Annotated in this window: 22 protein-coding genes and 2 tRNA genes; 15 read left to right on the top strand and 9 right to left on the bottom strand. The window is 65.4% G+C overall.

Annotation, left to right across the window (positions count from 1 at the left end; genetic code table 11):
* Positions 1-56: 56 nt before the first annotated feature.
* Positions 57-1,067 carry a thioredoxin-disulfide reductase gene (gene trxB / locus ACQ3HE_RS11960; protein ID WP_086472471.1) on the top strand — a complete coding sequence of 337 codons (1,011 nt, stop codon included), beginning with the start codon at positions 57-59 and terminating at the stop codon, positions 1,065-1,067.
* A gap of 45 nt (positions 1,068-1,112) precedes the next feature.
* Complete coding sequence (gene trxA, locus ACQ3HE_RS11955) at positions 1,113-1,433, top strand: thioredoxin (protein ID WP_064294045.1); 321 nt, start codon at positions 1,113-1,115, stop codon at positions 1,431-1,433.
* 227 nt (positions 1,434-1,660) lie between these two features.
* Here the strand turns inward: trxA and ACQ3HE_RS11950 are convergent, their stop codons facing one another.
* The 8 genes from ACQ3HE_RS11950 to rpmH form a co-directional block, all read right to left on the bottom strand.
* Positions 1,661-2,719, bottom strand: coding sequence for a ParB/RepB/Spo0J family partition protein (locus tag ACQ3HE_RS11950; protein ID WP_430892903.1), 1,059 nt, complete (start codon positions 2,717-2,719; stop codon positions 1,661-1,663).
* The gene (locus tag ACQ3HE_RS11945) at positions 2,719-3,621 is read right to left on the bottom strand and encodes a ParA family protein (RefSeq protein ID WP_274500041.1); all 903 of its coding nucleotides are present in this window, start codon (positions 3,619-3,621) and stop codon (positions 2,719-2,721) included. The genes ACQ3HE_RS11950 and ACQ3HE_RS11945 overlap by 1 nt, the downstream gene beginning before the upstream one ends.
* 2,199 nt (positions 3,622-5,820) lie before the next feature.
* Positions 5,821-6,462, bottom strand: coding sequence for a 16S rRNA (guanine(527)-N(7))-methyltransferase RsmG (gene rsmG / locus ACQ3HE_RS11940; protein ID WP_430892902.1), 642 nt, complete (start codon positions 6,460-6,462; stop codon positions 5,821-5,823).
* A 30-nt stretch (positions 6,463-6,492) separates the two neighbouring features.
* Entirely contained in the window at positions 6,493-6,996 is a 504-nt protein-coding gene (locus tag ACQ3HE_RS11935) for a Jag family protein (RefSeq protein ID WP_064294041.1), read from the bottom strand.
* Positions 6,997-7,004: 8 nt separating this feature from the next.
* Positions 7,005-7,988, bottom strand: coding sequence for a membrane protein insertase YidC (yidC, locus tag ACQ3HE_RS11930; protein ID WP_124767832.1), 984 nt, complete (start codon positions 7,986-7,988; stop codon positions 7,005-7,007).
* Positions 7,989-7,997: 9 nt separating this feature from the next.
* Positions 7,998-8,309: a membrane protein insertion efficiency factor YidD gene (yidD, locus tag ACQ3HE_RS11925; RefSeq protein ID WP_079003764.1), complete on the bottom strand. Its 312-nt coding sequence runs from the start codon at positions 8,307-8,309 to the stop codon at positions 7,998-8,000.
* Positions 8,306-8,668, bottom strand: coding sequence for a ribonuclease P protein component (gene rnpA / locus ACQ3HE_RS11920; protein ID WP_274498867.1), 363 nt, complete (start codon positions 8,666-8,668; stop codon positions 8,306-8,308). Before rnpA ends, yidD begins: the two co-directional genes overlap by 4 nt.
* Positions 8,669-8,675: 7 nt before the next feature.
* Positions 8,676-8,813 (bottom strand): 50S ribosomal protein L34, encoded by a 138-nt coding sequence (gene rpmH, locus ACQ3HE_RS11915; protein ID WP_056010217.1) that lies wholly within the window; start codon positions 8,811-8,813, stop codon positions 8,676-8,678.
* Between the two features lie 327 nt (positions 8,814-9,140).
* Here rpmH and dnaA point away from each other — a divergent pair, with 327 nt between their 5' ends.
* The 11 genes from dnaA (at position 9,141) to ACQ3HE_RS11860 (ending at position 21,044) form a co-directional block, all read left to right on the top strand.
* A complete protein-coding gene (dnaA, locus tag ACQ3HE_RS11910) occupies positions 9,141-10,562 on the top strand; it encodes a chromosomal replication initiator protein DnaA (RefSeq protein ID WP_064294038.1) in 1,422 nt (473 codons plus the stop codon).
* Between the two features lie 468 nt (positions 10,563-11,030).
* Positions 11,031-12,182 carry a DNA polymerase III subunit beta gene (dnaN, locus tag ACQ3HE_RS11905; protein ID WP_064294037.1) on the top strand — a complete coding sequence of 384 codons (1,152 nt, stop codon included), beginning with the start codon at positions 11,031-11,033 and terminating at the stop codon, positions 12,180-12,182.
* Between the two features lie 17 nt (positions 12,183-12,199).
* The gene (gnd, locus tag ACQ3HE_RS11900) at positions 12,200-13,090 is read left to right on the top strand and encodes a phosphogluconate dehydrogenase (NAD(+)-dependent, decarboxylating) (RefSeq protein WP_064294036.1); all 891 of its coding nucleotides are present in this window, start codon (positions 12,200-12,202) and stop codon (positions 13,088-13,090) included.
* A gap of 160 nt (positions 13,091-13,250) precedes the next feature.
* Positions 13,251-14,480 (top strand): DNA replication/repair protein RecF, encoded by a 1,230-nt coding sequence (gene recF, locus ACQ3HE_RS11895; RefSeq protein ID WP_430892901.1) that lies wholly within the window; start codon positions 13,251-13,253, stop codon positions 14,478-14,480.
* Complete coding sequence (locus ACQ3HE_RS11890; RefSeq protein ID WP_079704322.1) at positions 14,473-14,997, top strand: DciA family protein; 525 nt, start codon at positions 14,473-14,475, stop codon at positions 14,995-14,997. The genes recF and ACQ3HE_RS11890 overlap by 8 nt, the downstream gene beginning before the upstream one ends.
* Before the next feature lie 123 nt (positions 14,998-15,120).
* Positions 15,121-17,130 carry a DNA topoisomerase (ATP-hydrolyzing) subunit B gene (gyrB, locus tag ACQ3HE_RS11885; RefSeq protein WP_079704323.1) on the top strand — a complete coding sequence of 670 codons (2,010 nt, stop codon included), beginning with the start codon at positions 15,121-15,123 and terminating at the stop codon, positions 17,128-17,130.
* Between the two features lie 107 nt (positions 17,131-17,237).
* A complete protein-coding gene (gyrA, locus tag ACQ3HE_RS11880) occupies positions 17,238-19,862 on the top strand; it encodes a DNA gyrase subunit A (RefSeq protein ID WP_159876516.1) in 2,625 nt (874 codons plus the stop codon).
* Positions 19,852-20,259: a DUF3566 domain-containing protein gene (locus ACQ3HE_RS11875; protein ID WP_056010202.1), complete on the top strand. Its 408-nt coding sequence runs from the start codon at positions 19,852-19,854 to the stop codon at positions 20,257-20,259. The genes gyrA and ACQ3HE_RS11875 overlap by 11 nt, the downstream gene beginning before the upstream one ends.
* An 87-nt stretch (positions 20,260-20,346) precedes the next feature.
* Positions 20,347-20,420, top strand: a tRNA-Ile gene (locus ACQ3HE_RS11870).
* A gap of 55 nt (positions 20,421-20,475) precedes the next feature.
* A tRNA-Ala gene (locus ACQ3HE_RS11865) sits at positions 20,476-20,548 on the top strand.
* Positions 20,549-20,621: 73 nt separating this feature from the next.
* Positions 20,622-21,044, top strand: coding sequence for an NUDIX hydrolase (locus ACQ3HE_RS11860; RefSeq protein WP_430892900.1), 423 nt, complete (start codon positions 20,622-20,624; stop codon positions 21,042-21,044).
* 70 nt (positions 21,045-21,114) lie between these two features.
* Here the strand turns inward: ACQ3HE_RS11860 and ACQ3HE_RS11855 are convergent, their stop codons facing one another.
* Positions 21,115-21,639, bottom strand: a complete 525-nt coding sequence (locus ACQ3HE_RS11855) for a hypothetical protein (RefSeq protein ID WP_079704327.1) — start codon at positions 21,637-21,639, stop codon at positions 21,115-21,117.
* Positions 21,640-21,743: 104 nt separating this feature from the next.
* Between ACQ3HE_RS11855 and ACQ3HE_RS11850 the strand changes: the two genes are divergently transcribed.
* Together ACQ3HE_RS11850 and ACQ3HE_RS11845 are read left to right on the top strand one after the other, a co-directional pair.
* Entirely contained in the window at positions 21,744-22,301 is a 558-nt protein-coding gene (locus tag ACQ3HE_RS11850; protein WP_064294028.1) for a peptidylprolyl isomerase, read from the top strand.
* Positions 22,302-22,466: 165 nt separating this feature from the next.
* Positions 22,467-23,159: a rhomboid family intramembrane serine protease gene (locus tag ACQ3HE_RS11845; RefSeq protein ID WP_430892899.1), complete on the top strand. Its 693-nt coding sequence runs from the start codon at positions 22,467-22,469 to the stop codon at positions 23,157-23,159.
* The last annotated feature ends 259 nt before the right edge of the window (positions 23,160-23,418 follow it).

Raw genomic sequence — 23,418 nt, 5'->3', positions numbered from 1 at the left:
ACTCGGAACCCCGGAACCCACCTGGTCCGGGAGCCCACGAACCACTGAGGAGCATCGTGCGTCAGGTCATCATCATCGGATCAGGACCCGCCGGCTACACGGCGGCGATCTACGCTGCCCGCGCCTCGCTGCAGCCGCTGCTCGTCGCGTCATCGGTCGAGGCCGGCGGCGAGCTCATGAACACCACCGAGATCGAGAACTTCCCCGGCTTCCCCGAGGGCATCCAGGGCCCCGAGCTCATGATGAAGCTCCAGGAGCAGGCAGAGCGGTTCGGCACCGAGGTCCTCTACGACGACGTCACCGAGCTCAAGCTCGACGGCGACGTCAAGACGGTCACCCTCGGCAACGGACAGGTGCACGAGGCCCACACCGTGATCTTCGCCACCGGCTCCGCCTACCGCAAGCTCGGCCTGCACGACGAAGAGCGACTCTCCGGCCACGGTGTGTCCTGGTGCGCCACCTGCGACGGCTTCTTCTTCAAGGAGAAGACGATCGCGGTCATCGGCGGCGGCGACAGCGCCATGGAGGAGGCCACCTTCCTCACGCGGTTCGCGTCGAAGGTGTACGTCATCCACCGCAAGGACACCCTGCGCGCGTCGAAGATCATGCAGGACCGTGCGTTCGCGAACGAGAAGATCGAGTTCATCTGGAACAGCGAAGTCGCCGGCATCACCGGCGCCGACGCGGTCGACGGCGTGACGCTGCGCTCGACCACCGACGGCACCGAGACACACCTGCCGCTCGGTGGCCTCTTCATCGCGATCGGCAACGACCCGCGCACGCACCTCATCCACGGCCAGCTGGAGCTCGCCCCCGAGGGCACGATCGCGGTCAAGGGCCGCTCGTCGAAGACCAACCTCCCCGGCGTCTTCGCCGCGGGCGACGTCATCGACCCCACGTACCGACAGGCCATCACCGCGGCCGGCAGCGGCACCATCGCCGCCCTCGACGCGGAGCACTACCTCGCAGACCTCGAGCAGGCTGCTGGGGAAGCGTCGGCCATCGGCGAAGCACAGACGGCCGGTCGTCCGCAGCCGGCCGACCCCGTGCTCACCACCACCGTTTGATCGACGGCCAGGCTGTCGGCCTGGCCACCACGAAGGAGAACACTCATGTCAGATGCAGTCACCGAGGCCACGTTCGACGAACTGGTCATCAACAGCGACAAGCCCGTCCTCGTCGACTTCTGGGCCGCCTGGTGCGGTCCGTGTCGCGCGGTCGGCCCGATCCTCGACACGATCGGCTCCGAGAACAGCGACAAGATCACCGTTCTCAAGCTGAACGTCGACGAGAACCCGAACCTGGCCATGAAGTACCAGATCACCTCCATCCCCGCGATGAAGGTCTTCAAGGGTGGCGAGGTCGTGCAGACCGTCATCGGCGCCAAGCCGAAGGCCGCACTCGAGAAGGATCTCGCGGCTTTCCTCGCCTGATCAGGTCTTTCTGAACTACGGAACCGCCCGGCTCATCTGAGCCGGGCGGTTTTTCGCTGTCGAGGAGTTTCACGTGAAACATCTACGAAACCGTCGCTTATCAGGGATTAGCTAGTCCGAACAAGCTCCGTTCAGACATAGCGATCTCGACCGTCTCGGTCCCTGAGCTTGTCGAAGGGCGTGAGTAACCTTGCGGCCGAACGCCCCATGTTTCACGTGAAACAGTCTCAGGAGGACTGGCCGAATCCCGACTCGCCAAGCTCGCTCAGAATGCGGTTGAGGTCGGCGATGGTCGCGAACTCCACGACCATCTGTCCCTTCTTCGCACCGAGCGTCACCTTCACGCGGGTGTTCAGGCGGTCGCCGAGGCGGTCTGCGATCTCATCGAGTTGTCCGCGTCGCGATCCGGCCACCGGACGCGGCTTCTTCGCCTGAATGCCCTGAGCCGCAGCAGCCTCGGCCGCGCGAACCGACAGGTCCTCGTTCACGATCTTGTCGGCCAAGCGCTGCTGTGCCTCAGGATCGGTCAGCGACAGGATGGCGCGAGCATGTCCGGCGCTCAGCACACCGGCCGCGACGCGCTGCTGCACGGCCGCCGGCAGCTTGAGCAGGCGGATGGTGTTGCTGATCTGGGGGCGGGAACGACCGATGCGGTTGGCGAGCTCGTCCTGAGTGATTCCGAAGTCGGCCAGGAGCTGCTGGTATGCAGAAGCCTCCTCGAGCGGATTCAGCTCCGAGCGGTGCAGGTTCTCGAGCAGCGCATCGCGCAGCATGTCCTCGTCGGCGGTGTCCTTGATGATCGCGGGGATGCGGTCGAGACCCACCTCCTTGGAGGCGCGAAGACGGCGCTCACCCATGATGAGTTCGTATCGTTCGTCGTCGCCAGGGATCGGTCGGACCACGATCGGCTGCAGCACGCCTACCTCACGGATGCTCGTGACGAGTTCGGCGAGGTGGTCTTCATCGAAGACCGTGCGCGGCTGGTTGGCGTTCGGCACGATCAGTTCGGGGGAGAGGTACGCCAGCCGGGCACCGGGGACGGCCACGAGCTGCGGCCCATCTGTCGTGGGCGCAGCGGCGTCCGGTGCAGTGGGCGCGTCGGCTGCCGCCGCCTCTGCTGCGGCGGCGTCCGCGGCGGCAGTAGCCGCGTCCTTCGCCGCCTTGCGGGCAGTGCCCTGGTTGTCGGGGAAGAAGACGTCGACGGGACGGTTCGCCTGCGAGTCTGAACTCGTCGTCGGAATGAGTGCACCGATCCCGCGACCGAGTCCAGTTCGTTTCGTTGCCATCAGTGACTGACTCCCTCAGGGTGGTTCGTATCGGGTGTATCGGAGGAGCCTGCGGCCCATCGGTTGGCGATCTCCGCCGCTGCTTCGAGATAGGACACCGCGCCGAGTGACGTGGGGTCGTAGCTGATGACGCTCTGCCCGAAGCTGGGGGCTTCGGAGATGCGCACCGCTCGTGGGATGACCGACTCGAGGACCTGCCCGGTGAAGTGGTCTCGGACGTCCTGGGCCACCTGCTGCGCGAGGTTGGTGCGCCCGTCGTACATCGTTAGGAGAATGGTGCTGACGGCGAGCCCTGGGTTCAGGTGCCGCTGGATCAGCTGGATGCTACTGAGGAGCTGACTCAAGCCCTCGAGCGCGTAGTACTCGCACTGGATCGGGATGAGTACCTCTTTGGCCGCGACGAAGGCATTGATCGTCAGGAGGCCCAGGGACGGCGGGCAATCGATCAGGACGTAGTGGAACGGCTCCTCGGCGTCCTGGATGAACTGTTCAAGCGCAGTGCGGAGTCGGTGCTCACGCGCGACCTGTGACACGAGTTCGATCTCCGCGCCGGCGAGATGGATCGTCGAGGGAGCGCAGAAGAGCGTGGGGAACTCGGGGCTCTGCTGGACGACATCAGCCAGTGGGAAGTCGTCGATCAGGACGTCGTAGACACTCGGGACATCCGAGTGATGCTCGACACCGAGTGCGGTGGACGCGTTCCCCTGGGGATCCAGATCGATCACGAGGACACGTGCACCCGAACGGGCGAGGGCGGCGCCGATGTTGACAGTGGTGGTCGTCTTGCCGACTCCACCCTTCTGGTTGGAGACCGTGAAGACCCGAGTGTGGTCGGGCGTCGGCAGGGTTGCGTGAGCCAAGGCTTTACGCCTCTCAGTCAGATGATGGAGCTCGCGAGCCAACGGCGTGGACGCGTCGAAGGCGCCACCAACGGAGTCGCGCTCGGGAGCCGCGGAATGCGTTGGTTCGGGTTGTTTCACGTGAAACCTTCTTGCTCGAAACGTGTACTTCAACCGTACCAGCGTGGGCTGACGCCAGGGGGGCGAACTCCGACAGTGATCGGGGGAGTGCGTACGCGTGGCGACCCCAGAGCGCCGTTTTGCGACACCCACATATCGTTGAACGACCCGAATGGTGCCCAGAACGGACGCCTCGCCCTCCTTCGTCCACAGGGTTATCCACAGGGCGCCGAGATACCCAATGCCGCGTAGCCACGTGCGCCTCGGGCGTGCAGGTCGAAGCTGGTCGGATCAACACGAGACGAGCCCGGCGGACGTGTGTTGACAACCATGGGGGAAGTTCCTCTGTAATCAGGCAGAGATCCGCGTCTTTCCGCGGAAGTTCGCATCCGATAGCCCCACTCCGGGTCCAGTACGTCCAGGCTCTTGCCCCGGTTCGGGTTGACCACAGTGCGGTGGTACGCCGGTTGGGGCCCGCTTCTTCACGGAGGATCGCCAGTTCCTCCGCCTACGTGCGAGAACTGTCCACAGAGTTATCCACAGGCGCCGTCTCCACGCGCTCATATGGTGGAACACTGCACGACTGGCACGAGTCCGCGCCAGCGTTTCACGTGAAACCAGGATTCCGTGCACGCCGAGCCGTCCCTCGGCCCACATCGATAGGCGCCATTTCAGCCTCTCGCCACAGCCCACTGTCCGCCTCACCGGTGTGATCCGGCAATGGGGGAGTGGTAGCGACCAAGCATCACGAATCGGGCCGATCCCGCACTCGATCCGTCCCACCCGCCCGCTGTTTCACGTGAAACACTCTGGAGAGGACCAACGCAACGGATGGGTGTGATCTCGAGCGCAAGCCAGCTTGCTACCGCGCACTGTGCTCGTCGAGCTCGACCCGTCTGCGCCACCGCGTTGCAGACACGCAGGAGCAGACCGCCACCCATGTTCCACGTGAAACATCGAACACCGTGCCAGTCAGCCGTGACGACCTCACTCGCGTATGCATTCACTCAGAGAGCCGGGACACACGGCTCCGGGTCGACGGGAACCATTTCTGAGAACGAAGAACTCAAGCGCGTGGCGCATTCCCACGTTCCACGTGAAACGTCGCTCGATCTCATCCTTACGGCAGTAAGCACGCTCCGTCGAGGCGATCTCGGCTCGAAATCATACGTCGGGAATCGGGAGTACGCCAGCTCCTTCCAAACTGACGGTAGTGACGAGCACGATTTCCGCAATGCCGACACCCTTCGACACAGCGTGACGCCGAAGTTCCCCCATGCGCCGTACGTCGCCGTCCGTGGGGGAGCGCTCGGAGTAGCAGCAGGGTGCTCCGCATGACCGCACCGCACGGCGCCAGAACCTCCACGAGCGCGGCGCCTTCGACGCACGCGAGAGCGACAGGCAGACCATCTCTCCTTCTCCGGCCGGCAGCTCACCCAACACCTCACCCAGGACCGACCCGCCGGTGGACATGAACCTGCCGATAGTCGGGCGCCAGTCGGCCCGCAGGCAGGTGAGGAACTGGCGGACTGCGCATCTCGCAGCAGGTCTCCAACGACGGATCAGCCACGTGAAGCACCACCGCGAGTCAGTTGAACGTGTGGAACGCGGGGACGGGGCCGACGCATCTTCCCTGCAACCAACGACCGCCTCGGACCTACCCAGGATTCGAACCAAGGCCACAGATCCCTGACAAGCCCGACCGGATCACCAACCGGGGAGGTCCCACCGTTGCCACCCGCACTCGTCCGTCATATCCGGAGGGGCAGCTAGCTGGCCGGCCACAGCGCACAGCATCGACACCTGGGTGCGCCGACCACCGGAGCGCGGAGCATCGCCGTCCGTCGATGGCGGTGCCGGCTCCGCGTCACGAGACTGGGCTACAGGCCAATTGAAGAACATATGTGAGATATCAGGCGCAACACTGCTGACAAAGGCCAGAAGACACTCGAATCCAGCCCACCGAGCGGGCCTGATCCGCGTCGGAATGGGCCGGAGAATCGTTCCTGACGAACTCAGGACCCCTGAAATGGCCTCGTTTTCCAGCGGGGTTCGTCAGGAGCCATTCTCCCGAGAGCTCGCAAACCGCCGAACATCGTCTGTGAGGCCCCTCGCGGAGGCCCCAAGAGCTCTCGCCCGACTTCAGCCGCGGACGCTTCCCACGATGACTCGGGTCGGCTCCGCGAGAACGCCCTCGCCAAGCGTTCGAACCTCGACGCCGGAGACCCGGTACTTGCGAAGCTCCTTGGTCGATGCATCGACCTCCGCCTGCGCGCCGGCACCCTTCATGAGGACCAGCTCTCCGCCGTCCCGAAGCAGGGGAGCGGTGAGGGGGAGCAACTTGCGGAGCGCACTGACCGCGCGCGCGGTCACCTGGTCGAGGGGCTCATCGAGACGAACCTCCTCAGCGCGCGCTCGCACGACGGTGACGTTCTCGAGCCCGAGGACTCCGACCTGATCGTTGAGCCAGGCGACCCGACGTTCCATCGGTTCGATGAGTACGAACTCGACGTCCGGCCGGGCGATCGCGAGGACCAGTCCAGGCAGCCCAGCGCCAGTGCCGACATCCCCGACTCGTCCGGGATGAAGGAGCGGGGCCACGATCACACTGTTGAGGATGTGGCGCGTCCAGAGACGCGGAAGCTCCAGGGGCCCGATCAGCCCGAGTGGCTCACCGAACTCCGCCAGGTTCGCGGCGAATGCACGACCGACATCGATCCGGTCGCCGAACAACTCGGCTGCTTCCGCCGGTTCCGATTCGAGTCCTGCAGGCACGTCAGTCATCGCAGTTTCACGTGAAACGATCAGGCCGCGTCAGCCGCGGGTGATGACGGTGTGACGGTCGCGGCCTTCGCCGTGGGACTCGGACACGAAGCCGCGAGCCGACACGATGTCGTGGACGAGCTTGCGCTCGTAGCTCGACATCGGGGGGAGTGCCGCCTCGGTGGAACCGGCCTCGATGCGCTCGACGGCTCGCTCCACGAGGGCGCCGAGCTCCTGCTGACGTGCTTCGCGGGATCCGCCGATGTCGAGGATGAGCCGGGAGAAGCCACCGGTGCGGTTCTGAACAGCCAGGCGGGTCAGCTCCTGCAGTGCGTTCACCGTGTCGGGACGCGACAGGAGACGCAGGTTGCTCTCAGTGGGGGAGTCGATCGACACGTACGCACGACCATTGCGGGCATCGATGTCGATGTCGCCATCGATGTCGCAGATGTCGAGGAACTCCTCGATGTAGTCCGCTGCGACGTCGCCCTCTTCTTCGAGCTGCGTGATGGTGGGTGCTTCGTCCTGGGCCGGGGCCAGTTCCTGGTCAGTCACCGATACTCCTACTTGTCTCGTCCGTCGGTCTGCTGCTTCTTCGCTCGCGCCTTGCCCATGGGCTGCTGGCGCTGCGTCGGGGTCTTCTTCTCGGGTACCGGCGCCTCGGAGATCGAGATGACGTCGCCGTTCGGCGTCATGAGCTTGCCCTTCCGCGCGAGACGCTCCTCCCGAGCCTTCGCAGCGTCGGAACCAGGCGTCGGCATGTTCCGGATGACGAGGAACTGCTGCACCATCGTCCACGCGTTGGACGTCAGCCAGTAGAACATGACGCCGAGCGGGAAGGCGAAGCCGGAGAAGAGGAACACGAAGGGCAGGATGTAGAGGAGGATCCGCTGCTGCTTGAACTGCGGGCTGGCCTTCGTCTCGGCCGACATGTTCTTCGACACGATCTGCAGCTGCGTGATGAACTGCGACGCGCACATGAGGATGACCATGACGGCGGCGATGATGACGACCGCCCAGTTGACCGGGTTGCCGGCGAGTGCCGCCTGCATGCTCGTGTGCAGCGGAGCGATCCCGAACAGGTTCGCGTCGCCGAACTGCACCGCGAGGGTCTCGTTCAGGGGACCGACGCCGGCCTTGCTCTTCTGGGCGTCGTTGAGCACGGAGAACAGGGCGAAGAAGATCGGCATCTGGACGAGCAGCGGCAGACATCCGCTGACGGGGGAGGTGCCGTGCTTCTTGTACAGCTCCATCGTCTCGCGGGACATCGCCTCACGGCTGGCCTGGTCGCGCTTGCCCTTGTACTTCTCCTGAACCTTCTTCATCTGCGGCGCGATCTCGAGCATCTTGCGCTGGCTCTTGATCTGCTTGATGAACAGGGGGATCAGGGCGGCACGGACGACGAGGACGAGCCCGACGATCGAGAGGACCCAGGTGATACCGGCCGCGGGGTCGAGTCCGATGGCCGTCCACAGCAGGTGCCAGCCCACGAGGAGCAGCTCGACCGCCCATTTGAGCGGCCAGAGAATTGTGCCGATGATGTCCATAGGTGCGGGTCAGCCCTTTCCGTGGCTCGGTTGCACGACAAATCCGTGAGAAGTGACGCTGTACCGGAAGTTCTTCTTGGGTGGCACCTCGTCGAAGCGAGGTGCTGCCCAGGGGTGGCATCTCGCGATGCGGGCCGCTGCCATCGCCGAACCGACGACGACACCGTGTTGCTGCACCGCTCCCAGAGCGTACGCGGAACAGCTGGGGTAATACCGGCAGACGTCGCCGTACAGCGGAGAGATCGCGGCGCGATACCCGCGAAGCGCCAGCACCGCAGCATTGCGGGGCGCGAGGCAGGTGGCAGCGAGGACGCCGTTCATCGGTGCGCGTCCGAACTCTCGACGATCACGCCGCGTTTGGCGAAGGCGCGATCGACCTCGGCATGGAGCGAGGCGAACGGCGCCGTCGCTGCAGACGGCAGCGCCCGGATGACCACGTCAGCGCCGTGGGCAGCCTGAACGACGCTGTCGTGGCAGATGGCCTTCAAACGACGTCTGACAAGATTGCGGGTCACTGCGTTACCGACCGTTTTCGCAACGATGAACCCGAAGCGCGGCTGTCCGCCCTTCGGGTTCATGCGTACGTACGTGACCGTGTGCTCGCCGACGAACCGGGACCCGCGACGAACTACCCCTCGGTAGTCGTCGCCGGACGTGATCCGGCTCGCACGCTCGAGCACGACGGCTCTACGCGGAGAGTTCGGTGCGGCCCTTGGCGCGACGAGCCGACAGGATGCCGCGGCCGGCACGCGTGCGCATGCGCAGACGGAAGCCGTGCTTCTTGGCGCGACGACGGTTGTTCGGCTGGAAGGTTCTCTTGCTCATAATTACGATCTCCGGATCATGACCCACCACTGCACAGGTGGCAGCAGGGTACGGAAGGGTGCCCGTGGGCAGAAGTCAACTGATTAAACCTACGGTCTACTCGCGCGAAGGTCAAACCAGCGGCGCCCAAACGAATGATTATCCACAGGATTCACAGAAATTGTAGCAGTGACACGCAGGGCGGCCGTACAGTGATTTGGGACTGGGGCGACGTGTTGTTAGCGTAAGCCCTCGGGTTATGCACAGCGTGTGGATAGCACCGCGCTCAGCCCCGAATACTCAGGGGAGAGCCTGTGGATGAACCTGTGAGTATGTGTGGGGAGAACTATGTCGGACGCCGACGATGCGATCGCTGAGACCTGGCAATCGGTGCTCGAGATCCTCTCCGTCGACGACCGCATCACCCCGCCGCTCCGCGGGTTCCTCAACCTCATCGTCCCCAAGGGCATCATGGGCGGCACCTTCTACCTGGAGGTGCCCAACGAGTTCACGATGGGCATGCTCAACCAGCGCATGCGGGCACCGATCCTCGCCGCACTCGCGTCCATCGTCGACGGCGGCCCCGTCGGCAACTACGCGATCGTCGTCAACCCCGACATCGTCGAGGAACGGTACGAGCAGACCGGCTTCCAGCACATCGACCCGGCACCGCTCGAGTCACCGCAACCGCAGCTGACCCCGACCCCCACGCTGCCGGCTCGCGAGAACGACACCCGACTCAACCCGAAGTACAGCTTCGACAACTTCGTCATCGGTCAGTCCAACCGGTTCGCGCACGCGGCCGCGGTCGCCGTGGCCGAAGCGCCGGCCAAGGCCTACAACCCGCTGTTCGTGTACGGCGACTCCGGGCTCGGCAAGACCCACCTCCTCCACGCCATCGGCCACTACGCGATGAACCTCTACGCGGGGATCCGCGTCCGGTACGTGTCCAGCGAGGAGTTCACGAACGACTTCATCAACTCGATCGCCAACAACCGCGGCTCGTTCTTCCAGTCGCGCTACCGCGACATCGACATCCTGCTGATCGACGACATCCAGTTCCTCCAGGGCAAGGCGGAGACGCAGGAGGCGTTCTTCCACACCTTCAACACCCTGCACGATCACAACAAGCAGGTGGTCATCACCAGCGACCTGCCGCCGAAGGCGCTCACCGGCTTCGAAGAGCGGATGCGTTCGCGCTTCGAGTGGGGACTCATCACCGACGTCCAGGCTCCCGACCTCGAGACGCGCATCGCGATCCTGCGCAAGAAGGCGCAGAACGAGAAGCTGCACATCCCGGACGAGGTCCTCGAGTTCATCGCCACCAAGGTGTCGAGCAACATCCGTGAGCTGGAGGGCACGCTCATCCGGGTCGTCGCGTTCGCGAGCCTGAACCGGACCGCCGTCGACATGACGTTGGCCCAGACGGTGTTGAAGGACGTCATCAGCCTCGACGACGACAACGTCATCTCGCCGATCGACATCATCAACACGACGGCCGACTACTTCAAGCTCTCGGTCGACGACCTGTACGGCTCGAGCCGGTCGCAGGCGGTCGCGACGGCGCGTCAGATCGCGATGTACCTCTGTCGCGAGCTCACGAACCTCTCACTCCCGAAGATCGGTCAGCTGTTCGGCAACCGGGACCACACGACGGTCATGTACGCCAACCGGAAGATCACCGACCTCATGCAGGAGAAGCGCTCGATCTACAACCAGGTGACCGAGCTCACGAGCCGCATCAAGCAGAACCTCCGCTACGGCGCCTGACGCGTCCTGGTGAACGTTTCCGGCCCCTCGACGCACTCGGTGCGCTCGAGGGGCCGATTTCGTTCATCAGGCGACGACGAGCGCTCATTCGACGACATGATCCGAGCCCGATCTGTCCACATTCGGACCTCGCAGCCCTGTGGATAACCTGTGGAGAGATGTGGAAGCTCCGGGCAGGCTTGTGAGTGAACATCGTTCACCGGCCTCCGCGTCCCACACCCTCGTGTCGTTCTCTCCACAGGCCACCACCAAGTTACACACATGTAGTTCCCTGTGTTCGAGCGGGTTCGGCGGACTTATCCACAGTTTCCACACCGGTTAAGACTGTTAACCGTTAATTCAATGATCTCTCCGCCAAACAACCTTTCCCCAGGCTCGCTTCTCCACAGCACCTCGTCCCACTCGACCCCGGAAGCAGACCCACTAGCATTGGTGACGTCATCGAGAGCCAGAGACAGGGGACTTGTCGTGCGATTCAGCGTCAACCGGGATGTATTCAGCGAAGCCGTCTCGTTCGCAGTGAAGCTGCTCCCGCAGCGCCCGACGCTGCCGATCCTGAACGGCATCCTCATCGAAGCCGGTGACGACGGTCTCATCCTGTCCTCCTTCGACTACGAGGTCTCCAGCCAGACCGGCATCGCGGCCGAGGTCGAGGAGGCCGGCACGGCACTCGTCAACGGCCGGCTGCTCTCGGAGATCGCCAGCCGCCTTCCGAATGCACCCGTCCGGTTCAGCAAGGTCGAGAACCGCATCGAGGTCACCTGTGGTTCTGCCCGGTTCACGCTCGGATCGATGCCCGTCGAGGAGTACCCGACGATCCCGCAGGTCGACGCCGACTTCGGCCTCGTGCCCGCCGACGAGTTCGCCACCGCAGTGAGCCAGGTCGCTGTCGCCGCAAGCCGCGACGACGTGACCCCGGTCATCACCGGCGTGCAGCTCGAGGTATCCAAGACGAGCCTCAGCCTCGTCGCGACCGACCGCTACCGCGTCGCGGTCCGCGAGATCGACTGGGACTCGGGTCAGGGCGACGGTTCCAGCGAGACGATCACGGCCCTCGTGCCGGCCCGCACGCTCCAGGAGGTCGGCAAGACCTTCGGCCACAGCGGCAACATCAACGTCGCGATCACGAATCGCGACGACCGCGAGCTCATCGCGTTCCGGGCCGACCGCAAGACGGTCACCTCGCTGCTGATCAAGGGCAACTTCCCGCCGGTCAAGCGGCTCTTCCCCGAGACGACCGACAACTACGCGATCATCAACACCGCGGAACTCATCGAGGCGACCAGGCGCATGTCGCTCGTCCTCGAGCGCGAAGCGGCTCTCCGCTTCACCTTCACCATCGACGGCCTCACGCTCGAAGCCGTCGGATCCGAGCAGGCGCAGGCATCCGAGGGCATCGACGCCCTCCTCACCGGCGACGACATCGTGCTCTCTCTCAAGCCGCAGTTCCTGATCGACGGTCTGACCGCGGTCCGGAGCGAGTACGTGCGGTTCTCGTTCACGAAGACGGAGAACACGAACAAGCCGGGACCCATGCTCATCACGAGCCAATCCTCCAAGGATCAGCCGGGTGCCGACAGTTACAAGTACCTGCTGCAGCCGAACCTGCTGCTGCGCTGACACGCAAAGGATCCTCCATGCACATCGGTCTCGTCGGTCTCGGCAAGATGGGCAACAACATGCGCACGCGCCTGCGTGCGAACGGCATCGAGGTCACCGGTTTCGACCGGAACCCCGATGTCACCGACGTCGCGACGATCAGCGACCTCGTCGCTGCGCTCCCGGCACCTCGCACGGTCTGGGTCATGGTCCCCGCCGGGGCCATCACCGACTCCGTCGTCGAGGAGCTGAACGGCCTGCTCGAGGCCGGCGACCTGATCATCGACGGCGGTAACAGCCGCTTCACGGACGACTTCAAGCACGCTGAACTGCTGTCGGCGAAGGGCATCGACTACATCGACGCCGGCGTCTCCGGCGGTGTCTGGGGTGTCGACAACGGCTACGGCCTCATGGTCGGCGGTTCCAAGGAGCAGGTGGAGCGGGTCATGCCCGTCTTTGACGCCCTGCGTCCTGAAGGACCGCGCGATGAGGGTTTCGTCCACGTCGGAGAGGTCGGCGCCGGCCACTACGCGAAGATGGTGCACAACGGCATCGAGTACGCGCTCATGCAGGCGTACGCCGAGGGCTTCGAGCTCCTCGACAAACGCGAGGACATCATCAAGGACGTGCCCGGCACCTTCAAGGCCTGGCAGCGCGGCACCGTCGTGCGGTCCTGGCTGCTGGAGCTCCTCGTCCGTGCCCTCGAGGAGGACCCGGACTTCGAGCAGATCGAGGGCTACGTCGAGGATTCGGGTGAGGGCCGCTGGACGATCGAGGAGGCCATCGCGAACGCGGTGCCCGTCCCGACCATCTCGGCATCGATCTTCGCCCGCTTCGTGTCGCGCCAGGAGGACTCGCCGGCCATGAAGGCGGTCGCCGCCCTCCGCAATCAGTTCGGCGGACACGCGGTCAAGAAGGCCGACGACTGACGACACGACGTCTCCTGACGAACGAAATCGACTCTCCCGGAGCCTTCCGCTCCGCTGGAGGGTCGATTTCGTTCACCCTGCGTCGTCGTGACGGGCGCGCTCGGACGTCCGACGGCGCCCCGACCCGTTCGGCGTCAGGGCGAGGCGGTAGGGTGACGTGGTGATCGTGCGGCACTTGAATCTCACCGACTACCGCAACTACGCGGTGGTCGATGTGGCGCTCGAACCCGGACCCAATCTGTTCGTGGGTCGCAATGGCCAGGGCAAGACCAACCTCGTCGAGGCGATCGGATACCTCAGCAGCCTCGGGTCCCATCGGGTCTCCTCCGAACAGGCGCTCATCCGACACGGTGCCGACGCGGCGATCATCAGGGCGCGCATCGTGCATGACGGTCGTGAGCTGCTCGCCGAGGTGCAGCTCAACCGGGGTTCGGCCAACCGCGCGCAGGTGAACCGGTCGCAGATCAAGCCGCGCGAACTGCCGAGGTACGTGTCCACCGTGCTGTTCGCCCCGGAGGACCTCTTGATCGTCCGAGGCGACCCGTCGGCGCGCCGACGGTTCATCGACCAGCTCCTCGTGCAGCGGATCCCCCGCCTGGCCGGGGTGATGGCCGACTACGACCGCTCCCTGAAGCAGCGGAACTCGCTCCTCAAGTCGGCGAGGGCGCGTGGGCTGAAGTCCGGGCCCCTGGCGACGCTCGACCTCTGGGACGACCGACTCGTGCAGTACGGCACGGAGATCATCGCTGAACGTCTGCAGCTCCTGGCCATGCTCGGTGGGCCACTGCGTGCCGCGTACGAGGCCGTGGCCGGCGACGATCACCGACCGGTCCTCCTGCCCGTGCTCAGTATCGCCGGCACCGATGCCGAGGACGAGTCGGCAGCCGCCGATCCCACGGAGGGTGTCGAGCCTGGCGCGCCCGTCGATCTGGCGCGCATCGCCGAACGGTTCCGTGCGGCGCTCGCGCAGCGTCGGTCCTCCGAACTCGAGCGGGGCCTGACGCTCGTCGGACCGCACCGCGACGACGTGTTCTTCGGTCTCAACGGGCTGCCGGTCAAGGGCTACGCGAGCCACGGCGAATCGTGGTCGTTCGCGCTCGCCGCCAAACTCGCCTCGGCCGAGCTCCTCCGGGCCGACTCGTCCCTCGGCGATCCGGTGCTCATCCTCGACGACGTCTTCGCCGAGCTCGATTCGCGTCGCCGGGAACGCCTCGCGGCCGCGGTCGCGGAGTACGACCAGGTCATCATCACCGCGGCCGTGTTCGACGACGTCCCCGAACGGTTCACCGCGCACGTCGTGCGCATCGAAGCCGGACGGATCGTCGACGGTCCGGAAGAGACGGCCGGCCCAGTGAACGAGCCGCTCCTCACGGAGTCGACGCATGACTGAGCCGCGGCGACTCGGACGGGACGCCGACCCGGCGGGGGAACTCTCCGCCACGGTGTACCTCCGGTTCAAGGAGATCTTCGGTGGCGAACGGATCTCCCGTGATCGCAAGCGCCGCGAACGCTCGGCCGAGGGGCCGCAGGACTCCGTGCCGTACGGTGTCGGTCGCGACCCCAAGGGCCTCGGGACGGTCATCGATTCGTTGACCGCCGGACTCGGGTGGAACTCACCACTCGCCCAGCACGAGGTCCTCGGGAACTGGGCGGAGTTGTGCGGCGAGGACACCGCCAGGTACTCCGAACCGGTGTCGATCGCGGACGGCGTCCTGCTCGTCCAATGCCAGTCGACGGCCTGGGCGACACAGCTGCGACACATGCGTCACGAGATCCTCGTCCGCATCGCCGAACGCTATCCCGACGCCGGTGTCGACACGATCCGTTTCCAGGGCCCCGGAGCACCCTCCTGGAAAAGAGGCCCCAGGTCGATCCCAGGGCGTGGTCCACGCGATACTTACGGCTAGGGAGGCAAATACGGCCTCTGGGCATGGAAAAGTGCCTCAAACGGGCGTTTTCTCGCGGCTTCACGGGGTCTGTTTGGTAGGATGGAACGGTCGAATCTCGACGGTTTGGAGCCCTCTTTTCCTATGACATCAGAACCCAACACGCACGCCCAAGACTCTGATTACGGCGCAAGTGCCATCCAGGTTCTCGAAGGTCTCGAAGCCGTCCGGAAGCGGCCCGGTATGTACATCGGGTCCACCGGTCCACGTGGTCTGCACCACCTGGTCTACGAGATCGTCGACAACTCCGTGGACGAGGCCCTCGCCGGCTACTGCGACACGATCCTCGTGACCATCCTGGAGGACGGCGGCGTCCGCGTGATCGACAACGGTCGAGGCATCCCGGTCGACATCCACCCGGTCGAGAAGAAGTCGACCGTCGAGGTCGTCCTGACCATCCTCCACGCCGGCGGCAAGTTCGGTGGCGGCGGGTACGCGGTCTCCGGTGGGCTCCACGGCGTCGGTTCGTCCGTCGTCAACGCACTGTCCACGCGCCTCTCGGTCGAGGTCCGTCGTCAGGGTTCGGTCTGGCGCCAGAGCTTCCAGCACGGTGTCCCCGACGCCCCGCTCCACGAGGACGAGCCGTCCTCCGAGACGGGCACCACGATCACCTTCTGGCCGAGCGCCGAGACGTTCGAGACGACGGAGTTCGACTACGAGACCCTCCGGACCCGCTTCCAGCAGATGGCCTTCCTCAACAAGGGCCTCCGCATCGAGCTCGCCGACGAGCGGCCGTTGCGCGACGCCATCGAGGCCGAGGACGTCGACGACAACTCGGCGGCACACTCGCAGCGCAAGGACGTCTTCTTCTACGAGCGCGGTCTCGAGGACTACGTCGAGTACCTGAACAAGGCCAAGCGTGCCGAGCTCGTCCACGACGAGATCATCTCCTTCGAGTCGGAGAACACCGAGCGCAAGATCGCGCTCGAGGTCGCGATGCAGTGGACGACGGCGTACAACGAGAGCGTCCACACCTACGCGAACACGATCAACACGCACGAGGGCGGCACCCACGAAGAAGGGTTCCGTGCGGCGCTCACCACGCTCGTGAACCGGTACGCACGTGAGAAGGGCATCCTCAAGGAGAAGGACGACAACCTCTCCGGCGACGACGTCCGCGAGGGCCTCACGGCCGTCATCTCCGTCAAGCTCTCCGAGCCGCAGTTCGAGGGCCAGACGAAGACCAAGCTCGGCAACACCGAGGCGAAGGCGTTCGTGCAGAAGGTCGTCAGCGAGCAGCTCAACGACTGGTTCGACCGCAACCCCAACCAGGCCAAGGAGATCATCCGGAAGGCGCTGCAGGCCGCGACCGCTCGTCTCGCCGCCCGCAAGGCCCGCGAGACGGCCCGTCGCAAGGGTCTCCTCGAGGGTGGCGGCATGCCCGGCAAGCTGAAGGACTGCCAGTCGAAGGACCCGTCGCTGTCCGAGATCTTCATCGTCGAGGGTGACTCCGCAGGCGGCTCCGCCGTGCAGGGTCGCAACCCGGAGACCCAGGCGATCCTCCCGCTCCGCGGCAAGATCCTCAACGTCGAGAAGGCACGCCTCGACCGCGCGCTCGCGAACAACGAGGTCCAGGCCATGATCACGGCCTTCGGTGCCGGCATCGGTGAGGACTTCAACCCCGACAAGGTGCGGTACCACAAGATCGTGCTCATGGCCGATGCCGACGTCGACGGCCAGCACATCACGACGCTGCTGCTGACGCTCCTGTTCCGCTACATGCGCCCGCTCGTCGACCTCGGATACGTGTACCTCGCGCAGCCGCCGCTCTACCGCCTGAAGTGGTCGAACGCCGACCACCAGTACGTGTACAGCGACCGCGAACGCGACGCCCTGCTCACCGACGGTGTCGCCTCGGGCAAGCGCATCCCGAAGGAGAACGGGATCCAGCGCTACAAGGGTCTCGGCGAGATGAACTACAAGGAGCTGTGGGAGACCACGATGGACCCACAGACGCGGACGCTCCTCCAGGTCACCCTCGACGACGCCGCGGCTGCCGATGAGATCTTCTCCACGCTCATGGGCGAGGACGTGGAGTCCCGCCGGACCTTCATCCAGAAGAACGCGAAAGACGTCCGCTTCCTCGACATCTGAGTGGCACGAACCACCCTCATCCATCGGTCACTGAGCTTGTCGAAGTGATCCACCTCGCATCAAACAGGCCCTTCGACAAGCTCAGGGACCAGGAGAAGTAAGAGAACATGGCAGACGAAACCAACGACGAGATCACGGTCCCGGACGAGGACCACGGCGTGCACGGACGGATCGACCAGGTCGACCTGCAGCTCGAGATGCAGCGCAGCTACCTCGACTACGCGATGAGCGTCATCGTCGGCCGCGCCCTGCCCGACGTCCGCGACGGCCTGAAGCCCGTCCACCGTCGCGTGATCTACGCGATGTACGACGGCGGCTACCGCCCCGACCGCTCGTTCTCCAAGTGCGCGCGCGTCGTCGGCGACGTCATGGGTCAGTTCCACCCGCACGGCGACACGGCCATCTACGACGCGCTCGTCCGCCTCGTGCAGCCGTGGAGCCTGCGGTACCCGTTGGCGCTCGGCCAGGGCAACTTCGGCTCACCGGGCAACGACGGCGCGGCCGCCCCTCGGTACACCGAGACGAAGATGGCCCCGCTCGCCATGGAGATGGTGCGCGACATCGACGAGGAGACCGTCGACTTCCAGCCCAACTACGACGGCGAGTCCCAGGAACCGGTCGTCCTGCCGGCGCGCTTCCCGAACCTCCTCGTCAACGGTTCCGTCGGCATCGCGGTCGGCATGGCCACGAACATCCCGCCGCACAACCTCCGCGAGGTCGCCGACGGTGCCCTGTGGCACCTGGCGAACCCCGAGGCCAGCCGGGAAGAGCTCCTCGAGGCGCTCATGCAGCGCATCAAGGGGCCGGACTTCCCGACCGGCGCGCAGATCCTCGGCATCAAGGGCATCCAGGACGCCTACCGCACGGGTCGCGGTTCCATCACGATGCGGGCCGTCGTGAACGTCGAGGAGATCCAGGGCCGGACCTGCCTCGTCGTCACCGAGCTCCCGTACCAGGTGAACCCCGACAACCTCGCGCTGAAGATCGCCGACCTCGTCAAGGAGGGCCGTCTCGGCGGCGTCGCCGACATCCGCGACGAGACCTCCGGTCGTACCGGCCAGCGGCTCGTCATCGTGCTGAAGCGCGATGCGGTCGCGAAGGTCGTCCTCAACAACCTCTACAAGCACACGCAGCTGCAGGACAACTTCGGCGCGAACATGCTCGCGATCGTCGACGGCATCCCGCGCACGCTGCCGCTCGACGGGTTCATCACCAACTGGGTGACGCACCAGGTCGAGGTCATCGTCCGCCGCACCGTGTTCCGGCTCCGCAAGAAAGAGGAGCGCGCACACATCCTCCGCGGCTACCTGAAAGCGCTCGACGCACTGGACGAGGTCATCGCGCTCATCCGTCGCTCGCCGTCCGCCGACGAGGCGCGCACGGGACTCATGGACCTCCTCGAGATCGACGAGCTCCAGGCCAGCGCGATCCTCGACATGCAGCTGCGTCGTCTCGCCGCCCTCGAGCGTCAGAAGATCATCGACGAGGCAGCCGAGATCGAAGCGCAGATCGCCGACCTCAAGGACATCCTCGCGAAGCCGGTCCGCCAGCGCGAGATCGTCAGCGAGGAACTGACCGCGATCGTCGACAAGTACGGCGACGACCGCCGCACCGAGATCATGTTCGGTTTCGACGGCGACATGAACATGGAAGACCTGATCCCCGAAGAGGAGATGGTCATCACCGTCACCCGCGGCGGCTACATCAAGCGCACGCGCAGCGACAACTACCGTCAGCAGCACCGCGGTGGCAAGGGCGTCAAGGGTGCCCAGCTGCGCGCGGACGACGTGGTCGACCACTTCTTCGTGACGACGACGCATCACTGGCTCCTCTTCTTCACGACGAAGGGTCGCGTGTACCGCGCGAAGGCCTACGAGCTGCAGGAGGCCGGCCGCGACGCCAAGGGCCAGCACGTGGCCAACCTGCTCGCCATGCAGCCCGACGAGGAGATCGCCGAGATCCTCGACATCCGCGACTACGAGGCCGCGACGTACCTGGTCCTCGCGACGCACGACGGCCTCGTCAAGAAGACGGCGCTCTCGGAGTACGACACGAACCGCTCGGGCGGCATCATCGCGATCAACCTGCGCGAGGGCGACGAGCTCACCTCTGCGCTGCTCGTGGAGAACGACAGTGACGTCCTGCTGGTGTCCCGCAAGGGCATGTCGATCCGCTTCACGGCGAGCGACGAGACCCTGCGACCGATGGGACGCGCGACGAGCGGCGTCATCGGCATGCACTTCCGCGACGACGACAAACTGCTCTCGGCGTCGGTGCTGCCGTCGGTCGAGGGTGAGGAACGCGAGGCGTTCGTCTTCGTCGTGACGGAGGGCGGCTACGCGAAGCGCACCAACATCGACCAGTACCGCGGCCAGAACCGCGGTGGTCTGGGCATCAAGGTGGCCAAGCTGAACGACGATCGAGGCACCCTCGCGGGCGCCCTGATCGTCGACGAGAGCGACGAGGTCCTTGTGGTTCTTGCCAGTGGCAAGGTGGTAAGGTCTGCCGTGGCCGAAGTTCCAGCGAAGGGGCGCGACACGATGGGCGTCGTCTTCGCACGTTTCGCGGAGAGCGACCGAATCATCGCGCTGGCCAAGAACAGTGACCGAAACCTTGAGACCCAGGATGTTCCGGAGACGGTTGCAGACGCAGCCGCCCCGGAGGGTGCAGAACCCGAGGCATCCGTGCCGGACGAGACTCCGGCGATGAAGGAAGAAGTAGATGAGCAGTAGCGTCGCAGAGAAGTTGGCCAAGAAGTCGACCAAACGCACCAGCACCAAGCAGGTGCGCCTGAAGCTGGTGTACATCGACTTCTGGTCGGCGGTGAAGCTGTCGTTCCTGGCGGCGATCGCGGTCGCCGTGGTCATCGTGGTGTTCTTCTTCCTCGTCTACACGGTGCTCAACACCACCGGTGTCTTCACGAAGGTCGGTGGCCTGTTCACCGACATCGCCGGACCGGGGAACAACATCCTGCAGTACGTCAACCTGCCGCAGGTCATGGCCTTCGCCGGCATCGTGGCGCTGCTCAACCTCATCGTCATCACGCTGATGGGAGCGCTCCTCGCGGGGCTCTACAACCTCAGCGTGAAGATCACGGGTGGCCTCCTCGTCGGGTTCACCAACAACTGACGCTCCGTCGGGTCGGCGCCGCCCCGTGCGGCGCCGCTCGATTATGAGTTGCGGCGGGAATCGGGTAGTCTCAACAAGGTTCAAAACGGGGCTATAGCTCAGGCGGTTAGAGCGCTTCGCTGATAACGAAGAGGTCCCAGGTTCAAGTCCTGGTAGCCCCACCCTGCACGACCAGCAACACGCCGATTGGATCGGATCTCCGGATCTGTTCCATCCGGGGCCTTAGCTCAGTTGGTAGAGCGCCTGCTTTGCAAGCAGGATGTCGGGAGTTCGATTCTCCCAGGCTCCACAGTCCAGAAACGCCCTCGGCAGACGCCGGGGGCGTTCTCCGTTGTCGCGGGCCCGGCGGTTAGGCTGACGGCATGGATATCCGCGTCGCTGCATATGCCGTCATCGTCGACGAACGGGGCATGCTCCTCTCCCACTGGAACGAGAGCGGACACAGCGGATGGACGCTCCCCGGCGGCGGGATCGACCCCGGTGAGGACCCGGCCGACGCGGCCGTCCGCGAGGTGTTCGAGGAGACCGGCTACCACGCCGAGCTCGACGACTTGATCGGCGTCGACTCGCAGGTCGTTCCGGTGGAGCGTCGCCTCAACACGACCGCCACCGGGCCGCTCCACACGCTGCGCATCGTCTACCGGGCGCACCTCACCGGCGGCACGTTGACCTACGAGGCCGACGGCAGCACCGACTACGCCGCGTGGTACCCGCTCGAGGAGGTCGGCTCACTCGACCGCGTCAGCCTCGTCGACGTCGGACGACGCTTCGCCGGCCTCATTTGAGCACAGCCGTCACAACACGAAGCCCCTCCCCGGTCGGAACCGGCGAGGGGCTGCGTCGTGCGAAGCGTGATCAGGAAGCGGCAGGCTCCTCGTCGGAGACCCACAGCTCGTCGTCTGCGCGGAACGTCTGCCAGACGGCGTAGGCGACACCGGCAGCGGCGAGGACGCCGAGGCCGATCGCGATGACGGTACCGGCGCTCGCGCCCTTCTTGGCGGGCAGCACCTGCTCGGGCACGTGGAGGCGACGGAGAGCCGCCTGCACGCGGGTGTCCTTGGCGATGTCGCCGATGCTCAGCACCGTACCGACGACGCCACCGACAGCGGGGACGACGCCATCCGAGATGCCCTTGCGCACGCCGTCGACGGCGTTGCGGGAGACCTTGATCCCCCGGTCGACCGTGGGGACGACGCGGTGCTCGTAGGTGTCGCGCACGACGGGGACCACCTGCTCCTTCGAGAAGTTCCCGAGCTGACGGCTCACCTCACGAGCGACTTCGTTGGCGTGGTTCAGGACATCCTGCTGGGAGTCCCAGAGGTCGGCAGCGGAACCCTTGAGCTTCTTGAGCTCTTTCCGGCGCTTGCGTGACAGGCTCATGTGGTCATCTCCAATGATCGCGGCAACAACGTAACCTCCATCTTGCCACTTAGACCCCTGGATACCATCCGAGAGTCCCGAACCCTTGTGCAAGAATTGGGAGTATGTCAAAGCACACCGCAGTCGCCACGTTGCACACCAACCACGGTGAGATCAAGGTCAACCTCTTCGGGGACCACGCACCCAAGACGGTCAAGAACTTCACCGACCTGGCGACCGGCGGGCGCGAGTGGACGGATTCGAAGACGGGCCAGACCCGGAACGACGCGCTGTACAGCGACCTGATCTTCCACCGCATCATCCCCGCGTTCATGATCCAGGGCGGTGACCCGCTCGGAACCGGCACCGGTGGCCCGGGCTACAACTTCGACGACGAGATCCACCCGGAGCTCAACTTCGACGAGCCCTACATCCTCGCCATGGCGAACGCCGGCAAGCGCCGCAACGCCATCACGGGCGCCGTCGAGGGCACGAACGGTTCGCAGTTCTTCATCACGACCGTTCCCACGCAGTGGCTCCAGGGCAAGCACACCATCTTCGGTGAGGTCGCCGACGCCGAGTCCCGCGCGGTCGTCGACGCCATCCAGGCCGTCCCGACCGGTGCCGGCGACAAGCCGATCGAGCCCGTCGTCCTCGAGAGCGTCACCATCTCCGAGGCCTAGACCCCGCTCGGAGGACAGACCGTGACCCTGCCCCGGGATCCGTCGGCCAACTTCTGCTATCGCCACCCCGACCGACAGAGCTTCGTGCTCTGCCAGCGTTGCGGTCGGACCATCTGTGGAGAGTGCCAGACGCCCGGGGCAGTCGGTTTCATCTGTCCGGAGGACATGAAGGCGCAACGACAGAGCGCCCCTCGCAACCGTCTCGGCGCGAGGATCAGCAACTCCTCCCCCATCGTCACCTACGCGATCATCGCCGTGACGGCGTTCGTGTTCCTGTTGCAGTGGATCCCCGGGCTCGGCGTCACGAACGCGCTCCTGTACGCCGGCGTGTACTCCGATCCGTCGTACGGCGCCCTCCAGCCCTGGCGGATGCTGACCGCCGTGTTCGTGCACTCGCAGGGCTTCATCTTCCACATCCTGCTGAACATGTACACGCTCTGGATCTTCGGCCGGATCCTCGAGACGATGCTCGGGCACTGGCGGTTCCTCGCGCTCTACCTGGTCGCCGGGTTCGCCGGTTCGGTCGGTGTCCTGTTCCTCGCGGACCCGAGGACGGCCGTCGTCGGCGCCTCGGGCGCGATCTTCGGTCTCCTCGGGGCGTTCCTCGTCATCCAGCGACGCATGGGTGCCGACACCCGCGGGCTGCTGGTGCTCCTGGGCATCAACCTCGTCATCGGCTTCATCCCCGGCGTGAACATCGCCTGGCAGGCCCACCTGGGCGGTCTCATCGGCGGCGCCCTCATCGGCCTCATCCTCGTCAACACCCGCAAGCGCACTCAGCAGCCACTCCAGGCAGTCCTGATCGGCGCCGTGAGCGTCGTCCTCGTGGGCGCCAGCCTGCTGCCCGCGCTGCTCTGAGCGGGACTGCACTTCGACAGGCTCAGTGACCGGGTGTGGCTCAGTGACCGGGCTCGGACCCGTGACCGGGTTCGGCTCGGTGACCGAGTGTGGCTCGGTGGCCGGGTTCGGCTCGGTGACCGGGTTCGGCTCGGTGACCGGGTGTGGCTCGGTGACCGAGTTCGGCTCGGTGGCCGGGTGCGGCTCGGTGACCGGGCACTGCCCGGTGACCCGCGTCGATCACTGGTGCGGTCGGTCGTGCGCCGCAACCATGCAGCAG

The organism is Plantibacter auratus (assembly GCF_050587365.1).
GTDB classification, from domain to species: Bacteria; Actinomycetota; Actinomycetes; order Actinomycetales; family Microbacteriaceae; genus Plantibacter; species Plantibacter auratus.
Note: the sequence above shows the minus strand (reverse complement) of the source record. Positions and strands in the feature narration are given on the sequence as shown.

Excerpts from the sequence above, each read along its gene's own strand:
- trxA (WP_064294045.1), top strand. The coding sequence starts at position 1,113 with ATGTCAGATGCAGTCACCGAGGCCACGTTCGACGAACTGGTCATCAAC.
- ACQ3HE_RS11950 (WP_430892903.1), bottom strand. The coding sequence starts at position 2,719 with ATGGCAACGAAACGAACTGGACTCGGTCGCGGGATCGGTGCACTCATT.
- rsmG (WP_430892902.1), bottom strand. The coding sequence starts at position 6,462 with ATGACTGACGTGCCTGCAGGACTCGAATCGGAACCGGCGGAAGCAGCC.
- yidC (WP_124767832.1), bottom strand. The coding sequence starts at position 7,988 with ATGGACATCATCGGCACAATTCTCTGGCCGCTCAAATGGGCGGTCGAG.
- yidD (WP_079003764.1), bottom strand. The coding sequence starts at position 8,309 with ATGAACGGCGTCCTCGCTGCCACCTGCCTCGCGCCCCGCAATGCTGCG.
- rpmH (WP_056010217.1), bottom strand. The coding sequence starts at position 8,813 with ATGAGCAAGAGAACCTTCCAGCCGAACAACCGTCGTCGCGCCAAGAAG.
- dnaA (WP_064294038.1), top strand. The coding sequence starts at position 9,141 with ATGTCGGACGCCGACGATGCGATCGCTGAGACCTGGCAATCGGTGCTC.
- gnd (WP_064294036.1), top strand. The coding sequence starts at position 12,200 with ATGCACATCGGTCTCGTCGGTCTCGGCAAGATGGGCAACAACATGCGC.
- ACQ3HE_RS11890 (WP_079704322.1), top strand. The coding sequence starts at position 14,473 with ATGACTGAGCCGCGGCGACTCGGACGGGACGCCGACCCGGCGGGGGAA.
- gyrB (WP_079704323.1), top strand. The coding sequence starts at position 15,121 with ATGACATCAGAACCCAACACGCACGCCCAAGACTCTGATTACGGCGCA.
- gyrA (WP_159876516.1), top strand. The coding sequence starts at position 17,238 with ATGGCAGACGAAACCAACGACGAGATCACGGTCCCGGACGAGGACCAC.
- ACQ3HE_RS11875 (WP_056010202.1), top strand. The coding sequence starts at position 19,852 with ATGAGCAGTAGCGTCGCAGAGAAGTTGGCCAAGAAGTCGACCAAACGC.
- ACQ3HE_RS11860 (WP_430892900.1), top strand. The coding sequence starts at position 20,622 with ATGGATATCCGCGTCGCTGCATATGCCGTCATCGTCGACGAACGGGGC.
- ACQ3HE_RS11855 (WP_079704327.1), bottom strand. The coding sequence starts at position 21,639 with ATGAGCCTGTCACGCAAGCGCCGGAAAGAGCTCAAGAAGCTCAAGGGT.
- ACQ3HE_RS11850 (WP_064294028.1), top strand. The coding sequence starts at position 21,744 with ATGTCAAAGCACACCGCAGTCGCCACGTTGCACACCAACCACGGTGAG.
- ACQ3HE_RS11845 (WP_430892899.1), top strand. The coding sequence starts at position 22,467 with ATGAAGGCGCAACGACAGAGCGCCCCTCGCAACCGTCTCGGCGCGAGG.